The sequence below is a fragment of the Nitrospiraceae bacterium genome (assembly GCA_021373015.1).
GTDB lineage: Bacteria > Nitrospirota > Thermodesulfovibrionia > Thermodesulfovibrionales > UBA1546 > JAJFTJ01.
Genome location: JAJFTJ010000004.1, coordinates 102,075 through 120,177 on the forward strand (window position 1 = coordinate 102,075; position 18,103 = coordinate 120,177).

The following is an 18,103-nucleotide window of genomic DNA, read 5'->3' on the forward strand; positions in this document are numbered from 1 at the left end:
AATAATGTCAAAACTTTATTTTAAAAAAATAACCATACTTGGAACCGGACTTATCGGCGCATCACTTGCGCTCGCAATTAAAAAAAATAAACTTTCAAAACATATAACAGGTTATGGCAGAAGCGAGACAAATCTCAAGAAAGCATTGGATAAAAAAATTATAGATTCTTATGAGCTTGATATTAACAAGGCATGCGCTGAATCTGATTTGATAGTTTTTGCAATGCCTGTTGGTTGTTTTTTGGATACAATAAAAAAAATAGCAGGCTCCTTGAAAAATGGTGCAATAGTCACGGATGTTGGAAGCGTTAAGGGAAACCTTGTAGCAGAGAGCGAAAAATTTATGTTTGAAGACGCTGCCTTTGTCGGAGGGCATCCGATTGCAGGAAGCGAAAAAACAGGAATAGACACAGCAAAAGCTGAACTCTTCTCAGGTGCAAAATGCATCCTGACTCCTACAGCAAGGACTGATAAAACTGCGCTCTCTGAAATATCAGAATTATGGAAAGCTTTAGGTTCAGACGTCATACTAATGAGTCCCGACGAACATGACAGAATATTCGCGGCTGTCAGTCATCTGCCTCATGTTGCTGCATACGCACTTATTAATACTATCGGCGAAAAAAATAAATCATACCTTGATTTTGCAGGTGCCGGGTTCAAGGATACAACAAGGATTGCAGCGAGTTCTCCTGAATTGTGGAGAGACATATGCATCATGAACAAAGACAATATTCTTGAACTCTTAGAGTTATTGAAGAAAAATCTGGATGATTTAAGCAGACACATAAAAGCCAAAGACTCCGGGTCTTTGGAACAGGAATTTAAAAAAGCCAAGACGCTCAGAGACAATGTCAGATAATATCGACTTAAAAAAAGTCAGCTCGTTCAAAGGCGAAATAACAACCCCTCCGGACAAATCAATATCTCACAGGGCAATAATGATATCCGCAATATCAGACGGCAGAAGCAGAATAAAAAATTTTCTTCGCGCTGAAGACACTCTAAGCACACTGAATGCCTTTAAAAAGCTCGGCATAGATATCAGTGAAATAAAAGATGAAATAATCATTAACAGCAGAGGATTTCGAGGGTTGAAAGAGTCTGCGGATATTATTGACTGCGGTAATTCAGGCACAACAATAAGACTTCTTTCAGGTATTCTTGCAGGAAATTCATTCATTTCAACCCTGACTGGAGATGCTTCTTTAAGAAAACGTCCTATGGCAAGAGTCATAAAACCTCTAAGGGAGATGGGAGCTGATATTACAGCTCAGGCAGACGATATTTATCCGCCTATAGTTATAAGAGGAGGGAAACTGCATTCGATTGATTATCAAATGCCGATTGCCAGCGCACAGGTAAAATCTTCCATCCTTTTTGCAGGATTATATGCCAGCGGCGAAACATCAATCACTGAACCAATCAGATCAAGAGACCACACAGAGAGGATGCTCAAGACTGCAGGAGCAGACATAAAAGTTAGCGGTTTGAATGTAAAAATAAGAGGATTAGCAAACAATGAACTTAATCCTGCTGACATATCAGTGCCTGGTGATTTCTCTTCAGCAGCATTTTTTATGGTAGCAGCTTTACTTGTGAAAAACTCTGATCTAACAATAAAAAATGCAGGAATAAATCCTACAAGGACAGGGCTTATTGATGTTCTTAGAAAAATGGGCGCTGATATTGAATTGATAAATAAAAAAGAAGTCTCTGGAGAACCTGTTTCAGATATCCGGTGCAAAAACTCAGGTAATCTTAAGGCTGTAAATATAACCAAAGAACAGATACCTGCACTTATTGATGAGCTTCCAATTATATGCATTGCTGCAGCAAAAGCAGAAGGCTTAACATCAATCAGAGGAGCAGAAGAATTAAGGGTCAAGGAATCAGACAGGATACGCGCAATGTCTAAAGGCTTAAAGGCAATGGGTGTTGAGGTTGAAGAATTCCATGACGGACTAAACATAAAAGGCAGTGCTGATATGAAAGGCGCTGTTATTGAAAGTCATGATGACCACAGAATAGCAATGGCATTCTCAATCGCTTCATTAGCTGCTGAAGAAATAACAACTATCAAAGGCGTTTCATCTGTGAATATATCCTTTCCGGGATTTTACAAAGAACTTCAGCGGTTATCCAGAAACAACTAGTAGTTTTTTCTGGACGCATAACAATTAATATTAATCCTTAATCTCACAAATTCTGTTAAAATTAACAGATAAAATCATGGGCAGAGTTATAGCTATAGACGGGCCTTCAGGCGCGGGCAAAAGCACCATCGCAAAGGAACTGGCAAAAAGACTCGGGTTCAGGTATCTGGACACAGGCGCACTTTATAGGGCAGTTGCATTAGCATTTAGAGAAAAAGGCATTAGAGACAATGCAGCTGATGATCTGCTCAGTAATTTACTCTCTTCGATCCAAATTTCATTCATTGACGGAAAAGTGTTTCTTAACGGCAGAGATGTTTCAGAAGATATACGCTCTCCTGAAATAGGACGCCTGTCGTCTATATTTTCTTCAAAAAAAGTTGTTCGTAAATTTCTTTTAAATATCCAGCGTGATGCTGCTAAAAATGCTGATCTTGTAGCCGAGGGAAGAGATATGACCACAGTCGTATTTCCTGATGCATGGAAAAAATTTTACCTTGACGCATCAACTGATCAGAGGACAAACAGGCGCTATTTGCAGTTAAAAGAAAAAGGCATGGATATAGAAAAGGCCGAAGCAAAAAAAGATGTTATTGAAAGAGATATCAGAGATTCCAGCCGCGATATATCCCCGCTGAAAAAAGCTGATGATGCCGTATATATAGATTCATCAACCATGTCTGCTGATGAGGTTATGAATTATATCTTAAAAATAACAGGAGTTGTAATTTGAGCTTTGCATATTTCATTCACAGACTTGCTCTGCTTATCATGGGTAAAATTCTTTTTAGACTTGAGTCTATTGACTGGGGAAAAATTCCCAAAACAGGCGGTGCGCTCATTGTAGCAAACCACGCCAGTTATCTGGATCCTCTGCTTATTGGATGTGCTATAAAGAAAAGACAAGCTACATTCATGGCAAAACGGGAGCTTTTTAATCTCCCGTTGGTGGGAGGTTTTGTTAGAATTTTTTCTTTCCCTGTTGACAAAGACAGCACAAAACCATCCACTATAAAAGACACTGTTAAGCATTTAAAAAAAGGCGAACTTGTAGTTCTTTTTCCTGAAGGAGGAAGAAGCGCAAACGGCGATCTTCTCAGCCCGAAGAGAGGCGCTGCGGTTATAGCATCGCTGGCTAAAGCCCCGATTATCCCTGCATACATTGACGGCACATATAGAGCGTTCCCAGTAGGTTCTAAATTTCCAAAACCTGTTAAAGTCAAAGTTATATTTGGCGATAAGATAAATATAAATGAAGATGTAAATGAATCAAATAAAGACTCTCATGAAAAAATAGGCATCAAAATAATGGAGGCGATAAAAAACCTCAGCTGCAAACTGGCTGATAAGTAAAACATGAAGATCACAGTTGTTAAAGCAGCGGGATTCTGTTTTGGCGTGAAAAGAGCTGTGGATATTGCCTTTGAGATGGCTGATAAAAAAAAGAAAGGCATATATACTCTCGGGCCTATTATCCATAATCCTCAGGTTATAGAAAAACTTAAAGGTAAAGGCATCTCCCCAGTCGAAGACATAAGAAAAACAGATATCGACACACTTATAATCAGAACCCACGGCATTCCTTTGCAGCTCATGAATCAGATTTCCGAACAAGGCACAAATATAATTGATGCAACATGCCCTTTTGTAAAAAAAGCCCAGCTAAACACAAAACTTCTAAACGAAGAAGGTTATCAAGTAATAATACTTGGAGACAATGATCATCCGGAAGTTCAAAGTCTGATGAGCTATGCAGGCGGTGATGTCCTGGTTGTAAGTGACAGCGAGCCGCTTCCAAAAATCAAACGCAAGGTCGGGATTGTTGTTCAGACAACCCAGCCTGTAGAAGCGCTGAAGAAACTCTTTTCAAAAGTAGTTCAGCTTGCAAATGAAGTGAAGGTATATAATACTATATGTAATTCGACATCTATCAGGCTTAAGGAAACAGAGGAGATGGCCAAAAAGGTGGATCTCGTGTTAGTTGTCGGAGGCAAAAACAGCGCAAATACAACACAGCTTGCCAAACTGTGCAGGTCTCTTTCTGTTCCAACATATCACATAGAAACAGCTGAAGAACTGAATTCAGAATGGGTAAAGGGCATCGAAAATGTCGGTATAACTGCAGGTGCATCAACACCTGATTGGATAATCTCTGAGGTCGAGAAAAAAATCAGGGAGATAGCTGAAAATGGAATTTAGCAATAATGACCTTGAAAGGCTTTATTCTGAAACCTTACATACCATACATCAGGGCTCGATACTAAAAGGGAAAGTCATAGGCATAAAAAAAGACGGCGTACTTGTAGACATCGGATATAAATCCGACGGCTTTATCCCTGCTGAAGAATTCTCGATTAATGAGTTTGCAGAATTAAAAGAAGGCTGTGATCTTATTGTCTGTGTTGAAAAGGTTAAAAATATCACAGGCATGATCAATCTCTCCAGAAAAGCTTCATCAAAAATGAAATCATGGGTAACTATTGAGTCAGCTTTTTCCAGCGGCACTCCTGTTGAGGGAATAATATCCGGCAAGACAAAGGGCGGATTTTCAGTAAATCTCTCGGGCATAAATGCATTTCTACCTGGTTCACAGATAAACCTGAAAACATTCAAAGGCGCTGAGGATCTTATTAACAAAAAACTGCTTTTTAAAGTTCTTAAGGCAAACAGCGACAGACTAAACGTCATAGTCTCTAATAAAGCAGTTGTTGGTGAAGATGGACGGCTTGTTAAGAAGGCTGAAATTATTGAAAGGCTTAAAGAAGGAGCCGTAATCACTGGGAAAGTGAAAAATATCACTGACTACGGCGTATTCGTTGATATGGGAGGGATAGACGGACTCCTTCATATCTCAGACATATCCTGGAGCAGGATAAAACATCCCTCGTCAATATTTAAAATCGGAGAAAAAATTGAAGTTGTCGTGCTGAAATACGACAAAGAACACAACAGAGTTAGTCTGGGATATAAGCAAAAACATCCCGACCCATGGCTTACAATAGAAAACAATTATAACGAGGGCAAAAAGGTCATGGGGAAAATCGTCAATATTACAGAATATGGTTTGTTTATAGAAATAGAGGAAGGGTTGGAAGGACTTGTCCACCAGTCTGAAATTGACTGGTCTTCAAATCGTAAGCATCCATCCAAATACTTCTCTTTAGGAGATGTTGTAGAAACAATTATTTTGAACATAAACAAAAAAGACCGCCGCATCTCACTCAGCATAAAAAGATCAAAGCCAAACCCATGGGATTTAGTCGCACAGAGATACAAGATTGGCCAAACAATTAACGGTCGGATAAGCAGTATAACAGAATTTGGAGCTTTTGTTGGATTGCCGGAAGGGGTTGACGGACTCGTTCATGTTTCCGATATTTCATGGACTAAACACATAAAACATCCTTCGGAAAAGCTAAGGAAGGGACAGGATGTTGATACAGTGGTTCTAAATATTGAACCTGAGAAAGAAAAAATTACGCTTGGCATCAAACAACTCACCCCTGATCCATGGCTGAATGACATACCTAAAAGATTCAGACTCGGAGATATTCTAAATTGTAAAATAATTAATTCAACAGAATTCGGATTGTTTGTGCAAATCGAAGATAGTTTCGAGGGCCTCATCTATGCGTCCGAAGTAGTACGGCAGGAAAATCCTTTTAAGGAAGGGGATATTCTGCCGGCAAAAATAATGAAGATTGATCTCGATAAACGAAAGATCGGGTTAAGTATGAAAACTCTCATTGCAATAACGGAGGTAAAATGAAAAAAGGCTGTTTGATTTTTTTAGGCATCTTAATATTACTTGCAATAATAAGCTTAATATTTTTCCTGTCTGCAAAGAACATCTCTTTGACTGAAAAAGTCGCTGTTATATACATTGAAGGCCCGATAATAGATTCAAAAAATACAGTTCAAGAGATAAAGTCGCACACAAAAGATAATTCAATCAAGGCAATAATCCTTCGGGTAGACAGTCCGGGAGGAGGAGTTGCGCCTTCTCAGGAAATATATGAAGAAGTAAAAAAAGCAGTAGCTGAAAAAATCGTAGTTGTGTCGATGGGCTCTGTGGCTGCTTCTGGAGGTTATTACATATCAGCGCCTGCTGACAAAATTATTGCAAATCCTGGAACACTTACTGGTTCAATCGGCGTTATAATGGAGATACCTAATATAGAAGGCCTTATGAACAAACTCGGGATAAAAACAGAAGTAATCAAAAGCGGCAGGCATAAAGATATCGCTTCAGTCTTTAGAAAAATGAAAAAAGATGATAGAGTTATATTACAAAGAGTGCTTGATGACGTTCATGAGCAGTTCATAAATGCAGTTGCCGAAGGCAGAGACATGGATGTTTCTGATGTAAGAAAAATATCTGACGGAAGAATATTCACAGGCAGACAAGCTGTAGATGCCGGGCTTGTAGATGAACTTGGAACTTTTGAGAATGCAATAACCGTTGCTGCCGAGATGGCAGGGATAGAAGGAGAGCCCGATGTCATAAGCAAAAAAGAACGGTTCTCTTTTTTTGATATGCTGAGAGGAAACTTCGCTAAAGAACTTTCAGATATTTTGCCATTTATAAAAATAAAATACATGTTGGCGCCATGAAAAAAATTCTCGAGGAAAAAATAACTGATCTAAAAAACTTTCAGAAAACAATCTACGTATATGAAAAAGACACTGAGAGTCTTAATTTTTTAAAGTGCTTTTTTAAAAATCGCTCTGATTATTCAGTAGTTTTTATGAAAAGTTCAGCGTCACTTAATAGTGCTGTTTCCAAAAAAAATGATTCAGTAGTAGCGCTTATTACTGGAACCTCTGTAAGTCTAGAAAAAATTAACATGCAAAAAATCAATTTCCCTGTAATCGCAATGGTGACCGGCAACATATCTGAAGGCATCAATTATCTTTCCACGTATAACATCGATTCCTACCTCATAAAACCTTTTTACAAAGAAGATCTCGATCATAAGATAAACATTGCCATTAATAATAAGTCCCTGGTCGAAAGCGTATGTACACAGAAGAAAGACCTTGAGACAATAATTGAACTGACATACCTTGTATCATCAACCCTCGATCCTACTGAGGTTTTATATTTTGTAGTACGAAAAATTGCAGAAATAACAGAGGTCACAAGATGCTCTATAATTAGCATTCCACTTCAAGAAAAAAGTCATGCATATGTAATATCAACATATGAAAATGTAAAAAAAGCACATATAAAATTAGACCTTAAAAAATATCCTGAGATAAGAAAAGCCCTTGCAACAAAAAACACTGTTTTTATTAAAGATGCCCTGAAAGATCCTTTACTTAAGGAAGTAAGGTCAATAATTGCGCCTTTAGGGATAAAATCCATTGTTGTCATACCTATTATTTTTCGCCACGAAGTAATAGGCACTCTTTTCCTCAGGACATCAAGAAAATCACATACTTTTACAGACAAGGAACTGAGACTATTTCATTCTATTGCCAACGCCTCTACAAACGCCTTATACAACTCGTTCCTGTATGAAAAACTTAATGTCGAAAAATTAAAACTAGAAAAGTGTGCAGCAAAAGATTATTTAACAGGTATCTATAATATACGATATTTCTATGGCAGACTCAGCGAAGAATTCAACAGGGCATCCAGACATAAAATACCCTTTGCATGCATAATGTTCGACATAGATAACTTCAAAAAAATAAACGACACATATGGTCACAGAACCGGAGATGCTGTTCTCAGAGAATTTGCGCAATACATCAGAAAACACACGCGAAAATGCGATATATTCGCACGATATGGCGGTGATGAGTTTATTATGTTTCTTCCGCAGACATCTGAAGAAGGAGCTCTTGCAGAAGCCAGGAGACTTAGAACAGCTTTTAACAAATACAAATTCAAATCACTTGTGACGAAACACCGCATTGCTGTCAGCATTGGGATTGCTTCTTACCCTAACAAAAAAGTTAAAAAAGAAGATGATATAATTACCCTTGCTGACAATGCAATGCTTCTTGCTAAAAAGAAAGGCAAAGACTCTATTGCAATTTTCAGATAGTATATCCTAGCGTGAAAATCATCACCTCTCACATAAATGCTGACTTTGATGCCTTTGCCTCGATGATCGCAGCAAAAAAACTCTACACCGATGCAGAAATAGTTTTTTCAGGTTCACAAGAAAAAAAACTAAGAGATTTTATTGAGACATTTCACCCTGCTGTTTTTAAACGCATCAAAGATATAAATTTTTCTGAGATAAAAAAACTGATACTGGTCGATACAAAAAAATCCGACAGAATTGGTCTGCTCAGTGAATCAATATCAAATCCCAGCCTTGAAATACATATCTACGACCATCATCCTTACAGCAATGACGATATCCATGGAAATTTTGAGATTATAGATAACGTAGGAGCAACAGCAACGATTTTTTCAGAAATACTTAAATCAAAAAATTTACATCCTACTCCCATGGAAGCAACTATTATGTGTCTGGGCATTTACGAAGAAACCGGTTCCCTGACTTTTCCTTCAACTACTGAAAGAGACCTGCTGGCAGCAGCCTATCTTGTAAAGCATGGCGCAAATCTGAATATAGTATCAAATTTTTTAACAGTAGACCTCAGCCGAGAAGAACTGGATATTTTAAATGAACTGCTGCAGTCTTCCAAAGAATTTATTATTGAAGGCATAAGAATTAAAATAGCAAAAGCAACTCGCGAGAGCTACTCGGGAGATGCAGCGCATCTTGCTCACAGAATAATGGATATGGAACCAATCGATGCTGTTTTTTTAATATTAGGAATTGAAGGCAAAATACTCATTGTCTCAAGGAGCAGAGCCCCTGAACTAAACGCAGCTGATATATTAAAAGAATTTAACGGAGGCGGACACCCATCAGCAGCATCTGCAACAATAAAAGAAGCATCTATTGAGATTATTGAAGAGCGCCTTATAAAGAAAATAGAGCTTCATGTAAAACCTGAAAAAACAGCATCTGACATCATGACAACACCTGTAATTTCTACAGACTGGAACAGCACCATAAAGGAAATAGAGAAGACAATGACTAAATATGGCGTTAATGTCCTGCCTGTCATGAAAAATTTGAAATACACAGGTCTCATCTCAAGAGAGGTCGTTGAAAAAGCTCTATTTCACAGACTTGGAAAAAGCAAGGCAATAGATTTCTGTACAACAGACGCCTCCACAGTTACAGCCAACACACCAATTAGGGAAATAGAACATATTATGGTAGCTCAGAATCAGAGATTCATGCCTGTTATAGAAAACGATCTGATCATTGGAGCAATAACAAGAACAGACCTTCTTCGTACAATGTATGAAGATTTTTTGAAGCGCAGTAGGATAGGCAAACATGAGGTTATAGGCAGGACCTCTTTTACGAGAAATCTTTCTTCATTGTTAAGAGAAAAATTTCCATCAGAGATTTACAGTCTTTTAAAGCTGACTGGCAAAACAGGAGACGAATTAAAGGTAAATGTTTATCTTGTCGGAGGTTCTGTCAGAGATCTGCTTAGAGGGGAACAGAATCTTGATATCGATATTGTTGTGGAAGGGGATGGAATTTTCTTTGCTAAAACTCTTGGAGAGAAACTTAAAGCAAAGATAAAAACACACAAAAGATTTGGAACTGCAAAAATAAGCATAGGAAAACATAGTCTTGATATTGCAACTTCCCGAACAGAATATTACGAATCACCGGCAGCCCTTCCAATAGTCGAAACATCTTCAATAAAAAAAGACCTTTATAGAAGAGATTTTACTATTAACACTCTGGCAGTTAAGTTAAACCATAAGGATTTCGGATTGTTAATAGATTTTTTTGGAGGCCAGCGCGATCTCAGGGATAAGATTATAAGAGTTATCCATAATCTTAGTTTTGTAGAAGATCCGACTCGTGCATTCAGGGCAATAAGGTTTTCTGAGAGATTTGGATTCAAACTGAGCAAACACACAGAAAATTTAATAAAAACCACCTTGAAAATAGATATGTTCGGCAAGCTTTCAGGAGAAAGGCTTTACGATGAACTCATACTCACATTTAATGAAAAGTATCCTGTAAAAACACTGAAGAAACTTTCAGAATTCGACTTATTAAAAGTAATAAATCCTTCTCTGACTTTTACTAATGAGCTTGAATCCTCATTACAATCTGTTTTTGAAACACTTGCATGGTTTAATCTTCTTTATCTTGAAGAAATTCCTGATAAGGGAATAGTTTACATTATGGCTTTGCTGTCAGAACTGAAAGAAAATGAAAAAAAGGTCTCAGCTGAAAGACTTAACATGTCTTTAAAAACAAAACAGACAATAATAAACGGGATTGCTGTGGGAAAAGAAATTCTCAAAAAAATATCATTTGATAATAACGTAAAAACATATCATCTCTTGAAGGATATCAGCCTTGAGATATTGCTCTTTTCAATGGCTATATGCAAAGACAAAACTAAACAAAAAACCATATCTCATTATTTAATTGAATTAAGAAAAACAAAACCCTTTCTTGATGGAAATGACCTTAAAAAAATGGGAGTAAGACCAGGGCCGCTTTATTCAAGACTTTTTGAGAAATTGATTGACGAAAAACTCAGAGGCAGGATTAAAACAAAGGAAGACGAAGAAAAATTCATAAAACAAGAGATGGTCAGACAGTAGGAATAAAATCAAATGGGAGCAGCTTAAAGCTGCTCCCATGGATAATTTCTAAATTTGGAAATGAATTATTTCAATGCATCCTTTAATGCTTGACCAGCTATAAATTTCGGCACTTTGGCAGCAGGTATATTAATAATCTGACCTGTTCTTGGATTACGGCCTTTTCTTGCTTTACGCTTTGCTGCAGAAAATGTACCAAAACCGATAAGTGTAACTTTCTGACCCTTTTTCAAGGCAGTTTTTATTGCATTAAGAGTTGAATCTACTGCTTTTGCAGCCTGTGTTTTGTTCAATCCTGTGGTTGAGGCTATTCGGTCAATTAACTCAGCCTTTGTCATCAATTCCCCTCCTTTCGTTAAAAAATATAAAAGGATGACTGCAGTAAACACTATCAAGAAGAGTATGTTTTGTCAAGCCAAAACTCCGATTTTTCATAGCTGTTTCAGGGAGTATTTAGAAAGTCTGTGTCTAAAAGAACGAAAAGACAGATTGAGCAGTTTTGCAGCTTCTGTTTTGCTTCCATTTGCCATTCTTAGTGCATCCAAAAGATATTTTTTTTCAATATTTGTGATTATTTCCTCTAAATCCAAGCCCCTGTCCGTAAGATCAGGGAGTGATTCGTGGCATGCTGAATAACCGATAATCTCTTTAGGCAGATCATCAACTGTTATCTCTTTTTTGTCAGTCAATAAAAGTATACGCTCAATCACATTTTCAAGCTCTCTGACATTACCAGGCCATGGATTTTCTATAAAAAGTCTCATTACATCAGCAGAAACCTTTCTGTTAACAGTTGAAAATTTTTTCAAAAAATTTTCAACCAGAAGCGGGATATCCTCTTGTCTTTCTCTCAGCGGAGGAATATGTAATGGAACAACATTCAGCCTGTAATAAAGGTCTTCCCTAAATCTCCCGGCCGTTACTTCTTCTTTAATATCTTTATTGGTAGCTGAAATTATTCTTACATCCACTTTAATATCACTGGTGCCGCCAACACGCCTGAAAGTATTGTTCTCAAGAATCCTGAGAAGCTTGGCCTGTAGATTAACAGGCATATCGCATATCTCATCCAGAAAAATACTTCCGCTGTCTGCTACTTCAAAAAGCCCCTGCTTATTATATGCAGCGCCTGTGAATGCGCCCTTCATGTGCCCAAAAAGTTCACTTTCAAGAAGCCCTTCTGGAAAAGCAGCGCAATTGACTGCCACAAAACTTTTGTTGTTTCTCGGGCTGAGGTTATGAATGGCGTTTGCCACAAGTTCCTTTCCTGTTCCGCTTTCGCCTGTTACAAGAACATTAGAGCTACTACGGGCAATTCTTGGGATAATATTCAAGAGATCCTGCATTGTGGAGCTCTTCCAGAATATATTCCCAAGTTCATACGTTGTCTTAATCTTTTCTCGGAGTATGGAAACTTCTTCGCTGAGTCTTCTTTTTTCAAAAGCTTTTTTTACTACTAGCCTGATCTCATCAATCTTGAATGGTTTATGAATATAATCATATGCACCCATCTGCATAGCCTCGATCGCAGATTCAGTGGTGCCAAATGCTGTTATCATTATCACAATTGTGTCAGGAGAGATATCTTTAACTTTTTTTAAAATTTCGAAACCGCTAATCTCCGGCATTCTTATGTCTGTTATCACCATGTCAAATATATCTTTATTTATAAAATGCATTCCTTCAGTACTGTCTTTAGCAGCAGTTACATAATAACCTTCCCCTTCAAGAAGCATGTTAAGGACTTCCCGCATGCTCTTTTCGTCTTCAACTATTAAAATCCTGCCTTTATTAAGGCTTTCCATCTGCATTGGGTATTATAACTCTGATAATAGTTCCGTGTCCTTTATTGTCAGTTATATCTATCCTTCCTTTATGTTCTTCAATAATTCTGTATGCTATAGCAAGTCCAAGCCCTGTCCCTCCAGCTTTAGTGGTAAAAAAAGGATAAAAGATTTTTTTGATATTTTTCATTGGGATTCCCATCCCTGTATCTTCAAAGTTTATCTCTACATTATCAGAATTTTTTATTGTGCTGACAAAAAGTTCTCCGCCTTCAGGCATTGCCTCGACAGCATTCATGGCAAGATTCCAAAACACCTGACGTAACTTTTGGTGATCCGCATTGAACCACAGAGAACCACCAAAATTTTTTATTATAAGAACATTATCAGGCATAGAAACAGTATTCTCAAGAAGCTCTATGGTTTCACCCAGCGTAACATTAATGTCAGATAAGCTGAATTCTGCCGGCCTAGGGCTTGAGAATTTCAAAAAATCTGTTATTGTATTATTCAGCCTTTCCATTTCTTTAAGGGCTATCTCTGTAAGCTTTTGTTTTTGTTCATCTGTAATCTTGTTTTCCTTTAGCATTTCTACTGAGCCCCTAATAGATGCCAGGGGATTTCTTATCTCGTGTGCAATATTTGCAGAAAGCTCTCCTATAGCTGCCCACTTCTCTTTGTTTTTTATGTCTATCTCCATTTTTTTCATATCAGTAATGTCCTGAAAGATACCGATAAATCCTGTTTCTTCTCCAAAAAGAGACTGCAGGGAGGAAACATTAAGGCTGATTATTCTATTTTCTCCAAAGATATTTTTTATGGCGCCTTCTATGTTATTAGCGTTATCAAGAATACCAAGAAAAGGGAATATCTCGTTTATCTTTTTATTGAATGCATCTGCTCTTTGTATGCCGGTAATATTTTCCGCAGCTTTATTAAAAATCAGGATCCTGCCTTTTACATCCGCAGAAAATATGCCGCTTGGAATATTTTCTATAAGTTCCTTGTTGAATAATGAAAGTTTCTTCAGATCGTAATCTGCTTTCTCAAGTCTTGAAGAAAGATATCCACTCAAAAAAGCAAGAAGATAGAATGCAGATATGTGAACAAATATATTATATAAAAAATCTTTTTCACTAAGCGCTGAATCATAGGATATCGGTAATATTCGGTAGTACTGAAGATCAATTATTAAACCATAAAGAATACTATTGAGGGTCGCTGCAATATACCCAGCCCTTCTGCCTAAAACAACACTTGATGACATTACGGTCAAAAGAATCAGGAATGAAAACCAGCTCTCTATGCCTCCTGTGAGATATAAAAGTGCATTAGCAGCCAGTATGTCAGTAATTATCTGGACATATGCAAAACGGTTGTAGTCTTTTATTTTGCTGAAAAAAACTGAGTAGACTATTGTTAATGTATAGAGAACTGCAATGAAATTTGATACAGCCCACAGGTTTGTAAAACTTTTGTATTCAATTTGAAAAACAAAAAAAGAACCGAGAAGGATTGTAATAAAAACCACCCTTACAGTAATAAGGGCTTTCAGTTTTCTTATCAGAGGATTATCATTATGCTGAAAAGTCACTTTTAACCTTGTAATCCCAAATGTACATTGCAAACCTTCAAATTCAAAAAACGCTTTTCTATTTTATAAGCGTAATCAGTTTGAATATTGGCATATACATTGCGATAACTATAAAACCTACGGAGCCTCCTAAAAAAACCATGAGCATAGGTTCCATCATCGCAGTAAGGTTAGAAACCGCTGAATCTACTTCGTCATCATAAAAATCAGCGATCTTCGACAGCATTGCGTCAAGCGCTCCTGTTGATTCACCTACAGAGATCATATGAGTGACCATTGGAGGGAAGATTTTTGCTTTCATTAATGGTTCCGCCAATGTCTTACCGCCTGTTACTGATTTTCTTACATCCATGATCGCATATTCAACAACTTTGTTTCCTGATGTTTTTGCGGTTATCTCAAGACCGTCTAGTATAGGTACTCCGCTGCTTACCAGAGTGCCGAGTGTTCTAGTGAATTTTGCAACAGAAACCTTCTGTATAAGCACACCAAATACAGGCAGTTTGAGCAATAAACTGTCGATTATAGTTTTTCCTTTTTCTGTACGCCTGAACTGTACAATGAAAACAACCAGTCCAATAATAAGTCCTGCCAAAACAAGACCTCCAATGCCTGCAAGAAAATGACTAAGTTTTATAACTATTAGTGTAGGAGTAGGCAGAGTTCCTCCCATAGTAGCAAACATTTTAGAAAATGTTGGGACAACAAATATCATTATGACTGCTATGGCTCCGATCGCGACAGTAGTAACAACAGCAGGATATACCATAGCGCCCTTAACTTTCTTTTTAAGCTTCATTGACTTTTCTATATACGCTGCAAGCCTGTTAAGAATGGTGTCCAGTATACCTCCAGACTCCCCTGCTGCAACCATATTTGCATACAGTTCAGTAAAAACTCTCGGATGTTTTTTTAATGCATCAGCATATGTTGCGCCAGCTTCAACATCCTCTTTGATCTGCAGAAGAACTCTTGCCAGTGTTTTGCTTTCTACCTGCTGCGAAAGTATCTCAAGCGCCTGTACAAGAGGCAGTCCAGCATCGATCATAGTAGAAAACTGTCTTGTAAAAACAACAATGTCTTTATCCTTAACCCTGCCTCCTCCAATTCCCCCAAATAATTTTTTTGTTTCCTTCTTTTCAGAGATTGAGGTAAGAATTATATTCTTTCTTCTGAGCTGAGATATAACTTCATCTTTCGATCCTGCTGAAATCTCTCCTGATTCTATTATCCCTTTGACATTTTTCCCTGACCACTGGAATACTGTTGGCATTTATTACCCCCTTCCTTTATTCGTAGTAGCTGAGGATGCCCTCTGCAGCATCGTTATTAATTCCTCAGGCACACTCGAACGGGCAACTGCGTCTTCATAAGACAGATGTCCCTTTGAATAAAGTTCAAATAATGACTGGTTCATTGTCTGCATTCCGAATTTTGTCTGGCCTGTCTGCATCATTGAATATATCTGGTGAATTTTATCTTCTCTGATAAGATTTCTAATCGCAGGATTTGGAATAAGCAGCTCGATAGCAAGAGCCCTTCCCTGTCCGGTTCTCTTTGGAATAAGCTGTTGGGCTAATATGCCTTCAAGCACAAAAGACAGTTGAACCCTGATCTGTTCCTGCTGATGCGGCGGGAAAACATCAATAATACGGTTTATGGTCTGTACAGCTGAATTTGTATGAAGCGTGGCAAGCGTCAGGTGGCCTGTTTCTGAAACAGTAAGCGCAGCCTCTATGGTTTCCAAATCTCTCATCTCACCTATAAGAACAACATCAGGATCCTGTCTTAAAACATATCTCAATGCTGCCTTAAAGGAAGCAGTGTCAGCATTAACCTCTCTCTGGTTAATAAGACATTTTTTATGCGGATGAAGATATTCTATAGGGTCTTCTACTGTCATTATATGATCGCTTCGCTGTGAATTTATAATATCTATCATGGCTGCAAGCGTAGTAGATTTTCCGCTCCCAGTTGGTCCAGTAACAAGAATAAGACCTCTGGGTTTTTTAACTAAATCATTTACAATTTCAGGTAGGCCCAAATCCTGGAATGTTCTTATCTGAAAAGGGATAGTCCTGAATGCTCCGGCAACTGCGCCTCTCTGCATAAATATATTTGCCCTAAACCTGCTCAACCCTTTTACTCCAAAAGAAAGGTCCAGTTCATTATTCTCTTCAAATTTATGTTTTTGCGCATCAGTAAGAATGCTGTAGCAAAGAGCTTTTGTGTCAGCGGGTCCAAGCTGCGGCTGATCCAGAGGCAGAAGTCTGCCGTCAATCCTGATTCTGGGCGCACTTCCTGTTGTGATATGGAGGTCAGATGCCCCCTTTTCTATCATTGTCTTCAACAGGTCATATAATGTTGCCATTTATATTCCTCCCTATTATCGTATATCTTAATCCTTAAAAGTAACCCTCAGAACCTCTTCTATCGTAGTAACTCCCTCTGTAATTTTTGTGAGACCGCTCATCCTTAAGGTCTTCATGCCGCTTCTTACTGCGGATCTCTTTAATTCATCTGCTGAAGCTCCTTCAAGTATAAGCCTGCGAAGCTCTTCATCAACAAGCATAACCTCATAAAGGGCGACTCTTCCTTTATATCCGGAATTATTGCAAACATTACATCCTTTCCCCTTATAACACTTGACAGTTTTTGCCTGTTCTTCTGAAAAACCCAAATCGATCAAAGTATGATTAGGAATCTTTTCTTCTTCTTTGCACTGACTGCATATTTTTCTTGCTAGCCTCTGAGCCATTATCATTATAACAGAGGATGATACTAAAAATGGCTCGACACCCATGTTAAGCAATCTGCTTATGCTGCCCGGCGCATCATTTGTATGAAGCGTACTTAAAACAAGGTGTCCTGTCAGCGCTGCCTTGACAGCAATCTCTGCTGTTTCAAAATCACGAATCTCTCCAACAAGAATAATATCCGGCGCCTGTCTGAGAAAAGCCCTGAGTGTGCTTGCAAAAGTGAGTCCTATCTCTTCCTTCATCTGAACCTGATTTATACCAAGAAAATTATATTCTATAGGGTCCTCAGCGGTCATAATATTAATATCAGGCTTGTTAAGGTGATTGAGCGCAGAATATAGAGTAGTCGTCTTACCGCTTCCTGTTGGCCCTGTAACAAGTATCATCCCATAAGGCTTATTCAAAGCCTCCATGAATTTCTGAAGAGGAGCTTCTTCAAACCCCAGTTTTGTCAAATCAACCTGCAAGGAAGTTTTATCAAGGATTCTCATAACCGTCTTTTCGCCAAAAAGACAAGGCAGAATAGAGACACGAAAATCTACTTCTCTCTTCTTGCCAAGCCTCAACTTGATTCTTCCATCCTGAGGCAGCCTTCTCTCGGCAATATCAAGCTTTGACATTATCTTTAATCTTGATGTAACAGAATTTTTTACCTTCAACGGAAGATTCATGGCTAGGGCAAGAACACCGTCAACCCTGAATCTCACTCTTAATGATGTTTCATATGGTTCAATATGTATATCGCTAGCGCCTAATTTAATCGCATTAATAAGTATCCCGCTTACAAGTTTTACTATTGGTTCCTCAACATCTCCTTTGCCAGAAAACTTGTCATCTACTTCAGAAACCTGCTCTATGTCATCAAGCGCATCTCCAACAACCTTGTCAAATTCATCCACATCAACCATAGGTCCTTCGTTAAAAGACATGTCCTCGTTACTGCCCAACTCTTCATCAGAAAGGGTATAATCTTTTGCCTCAAGTTTCATTGTTGTGCCTGCCATTTGTTGTTTAGCAGAGACCAATCCTTCTCCTCTTCCTCCATAATATGTTGTTATTGCATTTATCAATGCAGATTCTGTTGCTATTACTGTCTCTACGTTGTACCCTGTCATGAATTTGATGTCGTCTAC

Annotated in this window: 15 protein-coding genes; 9 read left to right on the plus strand and 6 right to left on the minus strand. The window is 38.1% G+C overall.

What is annotated here, in order from left to right; genetic code table 11:
* The first annotated feature begins 4 nt into the window (after positions 1-4).
* The 9 genes from LLF28_01260 to LLF28_01300 all read left to right on the plus strand — a co-directional run bounded on the left by LLF28_01260 (position 5) and on the right by LLF28_01300 (position 10,833).
* Positions 5-862 (plus strand): prephenate dehydrogenase, encoded by an 858-nt coding sequence (locus LLF28_01260; protein MCE5194078.1) that lies wholly within the window; start codon positions 5-7, stop codon positions 860-862.
* Positions 852-2,156 (plus strand): 3-phosphoshikimate 1-carboxyvinyltransferase, encoded by a 1,305-nt coding sequence (gene aroA, locus LLF28_01265; protein MCE5194079.1) that lies wholly within the window; start codon positions 852-854, stop codon positions 2,154-2,156. Before LLF28_01260 ends, aroA begins: the two co-directional genes overlap by 11 nt.
* Positions 2,157-2,232: 76 nt before the next feature.
* Positions 2,233-2,889, plus strand: coding sequence for a (d)CMP kinase (gene cmk, locus LLF28_01270; protein MCE5194080.1), 657 nt, complete (start codon positions 2,233-2,235; stop codon positions 2,887-2,889).
* Entirely contained in the window at positions 2,886-3,509 is a 624-nt protein-coding gene (locus tag LLF28_01275) for a 1-acyl-sn-glycerol-3-phosphate acyltransferase (GenBank protein ID MCE5194081.1), read from the plus strand. The genes cmk and LLF28_01275 overlap by 4 nt, the downstream gene beginning before the upstream one ends.
* Positions 3,510-3,512: 3 nt before the next feature.
* Positions 3,513-4,355, plus strand: a complete 843-nt coding sequence (gene ispH / locus LLF28_01280; protein ID MCE5194082.1) for a 4-hydroxy-3-methylbut-2-enyl diphosphate reductase — start codon at positions 3,513-3,515, stop codon at positions 4,353-4,355.
* Positions 4,345-5,925: a 30S ribosomal protein S1 gene (locus LLF28_01285; protein ID MCE5194083.1), complete on the plus strand. Its 1,581-nt coding sequence runs from the start codon at positions 4,345-4,347 to the stop codon at positions 5,923-5,925. The genes ispH and LLF28_01285 overlap by 11 nt, the downstream gene beginning before the upstream one ends.
* Positions 5,922-6,770 (plus strand): signal peptide peptidase SppA, encoded by an 849-nt coding sequence (sppA, locus tag LLF28_01290; protein ID MCE5194084.1) that lies wholly within the window; start codon positions 5,922-5,924, stop codon positions 6,768-6,770. The genes LLF28_01285 and sppA overlap by 4 nt, the downstream gene beginning before the upstream one ends.
* Entirely contained in the window at positions 6,767-8,212 is a 1,446-nt protein-coding gene (locus tag LLF28_01295; protein ID MCE5194085.1) for a sensor domain-containing diguanylate cyclase, read from the plus strand. The genes sppA and LLF28_01295 overlap by 4 nt, the downstream gene beginning before the upstream one ends.
* A gap of 11 nt (positions 8,213-8,223) precedes the next feature.
* Positions 8,224-10,833: a CBS domain-containing protein gene (locus tag LLF28_01300; GenBank protein ID MCE5194086.1), complete on the plus strand. Its 2,610-nt coding sequence runs from the start codon at positions 8,224-8,226 to the stop codon at positions 10,831-10,833.
* A gap of 65 nt (positions 10,834-10,898) precedes the next feature.
* Here the strand turns inward: LLF28_01300 and LLF28_01305 are convergent, their stop codons facing one another.
* The 6 genes from LLF28_01305 to pilB all read right to left on the minus strand — a co-directional run.
* Entirely contained in the window at positions 10,899-11,171 is a 273-nt protein-coding gene (locus tag LLF28_01305; GenBank protein ID MCE5194087.1) for an HU family DNA-binding protein, read from the minus strand.
* 93 nt (positions 11,172-11,264) lie between these two features.
* Positions 11,265-12,644, minus strand: a complete 1,380-nt coding sequence (locus LLF28_01310; GenBank protein MCE5194088.1) for a sigma-54 dependent transcriptional regulator — start codon at positions 12,642-12,644, stop codon at positions 11,265-11,267.
* Positions 12,625-14,211 carry a PAS domain S-box protein gene (locus tag LLF28_01315; protein ID MCE5194089.1) on the minus strand — a complete coding sequence of 529 codons (1,587 nt, stop codon included), beginning with the start codon at positions 14,209-14,211 and terminating at the stop codon, positions 12,625-12,627. The genes LLF28_01310 and LLF28_01315 overlap by 20 nt, the downstream gene beginning before the upstream one ends.
* Positions 14,212-14,269: 58 nt before the next feature.
* Positions 14,270-15,484 (minus strand): type II secretion system F family protein, encoded by a 1,215-nt coding sequence (locus LLF28_01320; GenBank protein ID MCE5194090.1) that lies wholly within the window; start codon positions 15,482-15,484, stop codon positions 14,270-14,272.
* A gap of 3 nt (positions 15,485-15,487) precedes the next feature.
* Entirely contained in the window at positions 15,488-16,582 is a 1,095-nt protein-coding gene (locus tag LLF28_01325; GenBank protein ID MCE5194091.1) for a type IV pilus twitching motility protein PilT, read from the minus strand.
* Between the two features lie 27 nt (positions 16,583-16,609).
* Positions 16,610-18,103: type IV-A pilus assembly ATPase PilB (gene pilB, locus LLF28_01330; protein ID MCE5194092.1), on the minus strand; the 1,494-nt coding region annotated here is incomplete at its 5' end.

What these genes read in the sequence shown, in the direction of transcription:
- LLF28_01260 (MCE5194078.1), top strand. Translation starts at nt 5, where the DNA reads ATGTCAAAACTTTATTTTAAAAAAATAACCATACTTGGAACCGGACTT.
- aroA (MCE5194079.1), top strand. Translation starts at nt 852, where the DNA reads ATGTCAGATAATATCGACTTAAAAAAAGTCAGCTCGTTCAAAGGCGAA.
- cmk (MCE5194080.1), top strand. Translation starts at nt 2,233, where the DNA reads ATGGGCAGAGTTATAGCTATAGACGGGCCTTCAGGCGCGGGCAAAAGC.
- ispH (MCE5194082.1), top strand. Translation starts at nt 3,513, where the DNA reads ATGAAGATCACAGTTGTTAAAGCAGCGGGATTCTGTTTTGGCGTGAAA.
- LLF28_01285 (MCE5194083.1), top strand. Translation starts at nt 4,345, where the DNA reads ATGGAATTTAGCAATAATGACCTTGAAAGGCTTTATTCTGAAACCTTA.
- sppA (MCE5194084.1), top strand. Translation starts at nt 5,922, where the DNA reads ATGAAAAAAGGCTGTTTGATTTTTTTAGGCATCTTAATATTACTTGCA.
- LLF28_01295 (MCE5194085.1), top strand. Translation starts at nt 6,767, where the DNA reads ATGAAAAAAATTCTCGAGGAAAAAATAACTGATCTAAAAAACTTTCAG.
- LLF28_01305 (MCE5194087.1), bottom strand. Translation starts at nt 11,171, where the DNA reads ATGACAAAGGCTGAGTTAATTGACCGAATAGCCTCAACCACAGGATTG.
- LLF28_01310 (MCE5194088.1), bottom strand. Translation starts at nt 12,644, where the DNA reads ATGCAGATGGAAAGCCTTAATAAAGGCAGGATTTTAATAGTTGAAGAC.
- LLF28_01320 (MCE5194090.1), bottom strand. Translation starts at nt 15,484, where the DNA reads ATGCCAACAGTATTCCAGTGGTCAGGGAAAAATGTCAAAGGGATAATA.
- LLF28_01325 (MCE5194091.1), bottom strand. Translation starts at nt 16,582, where the DNA reads ATGGCAACATTATATGACCTGTTGAAGACAATGATAGAAAAGGGGGCA.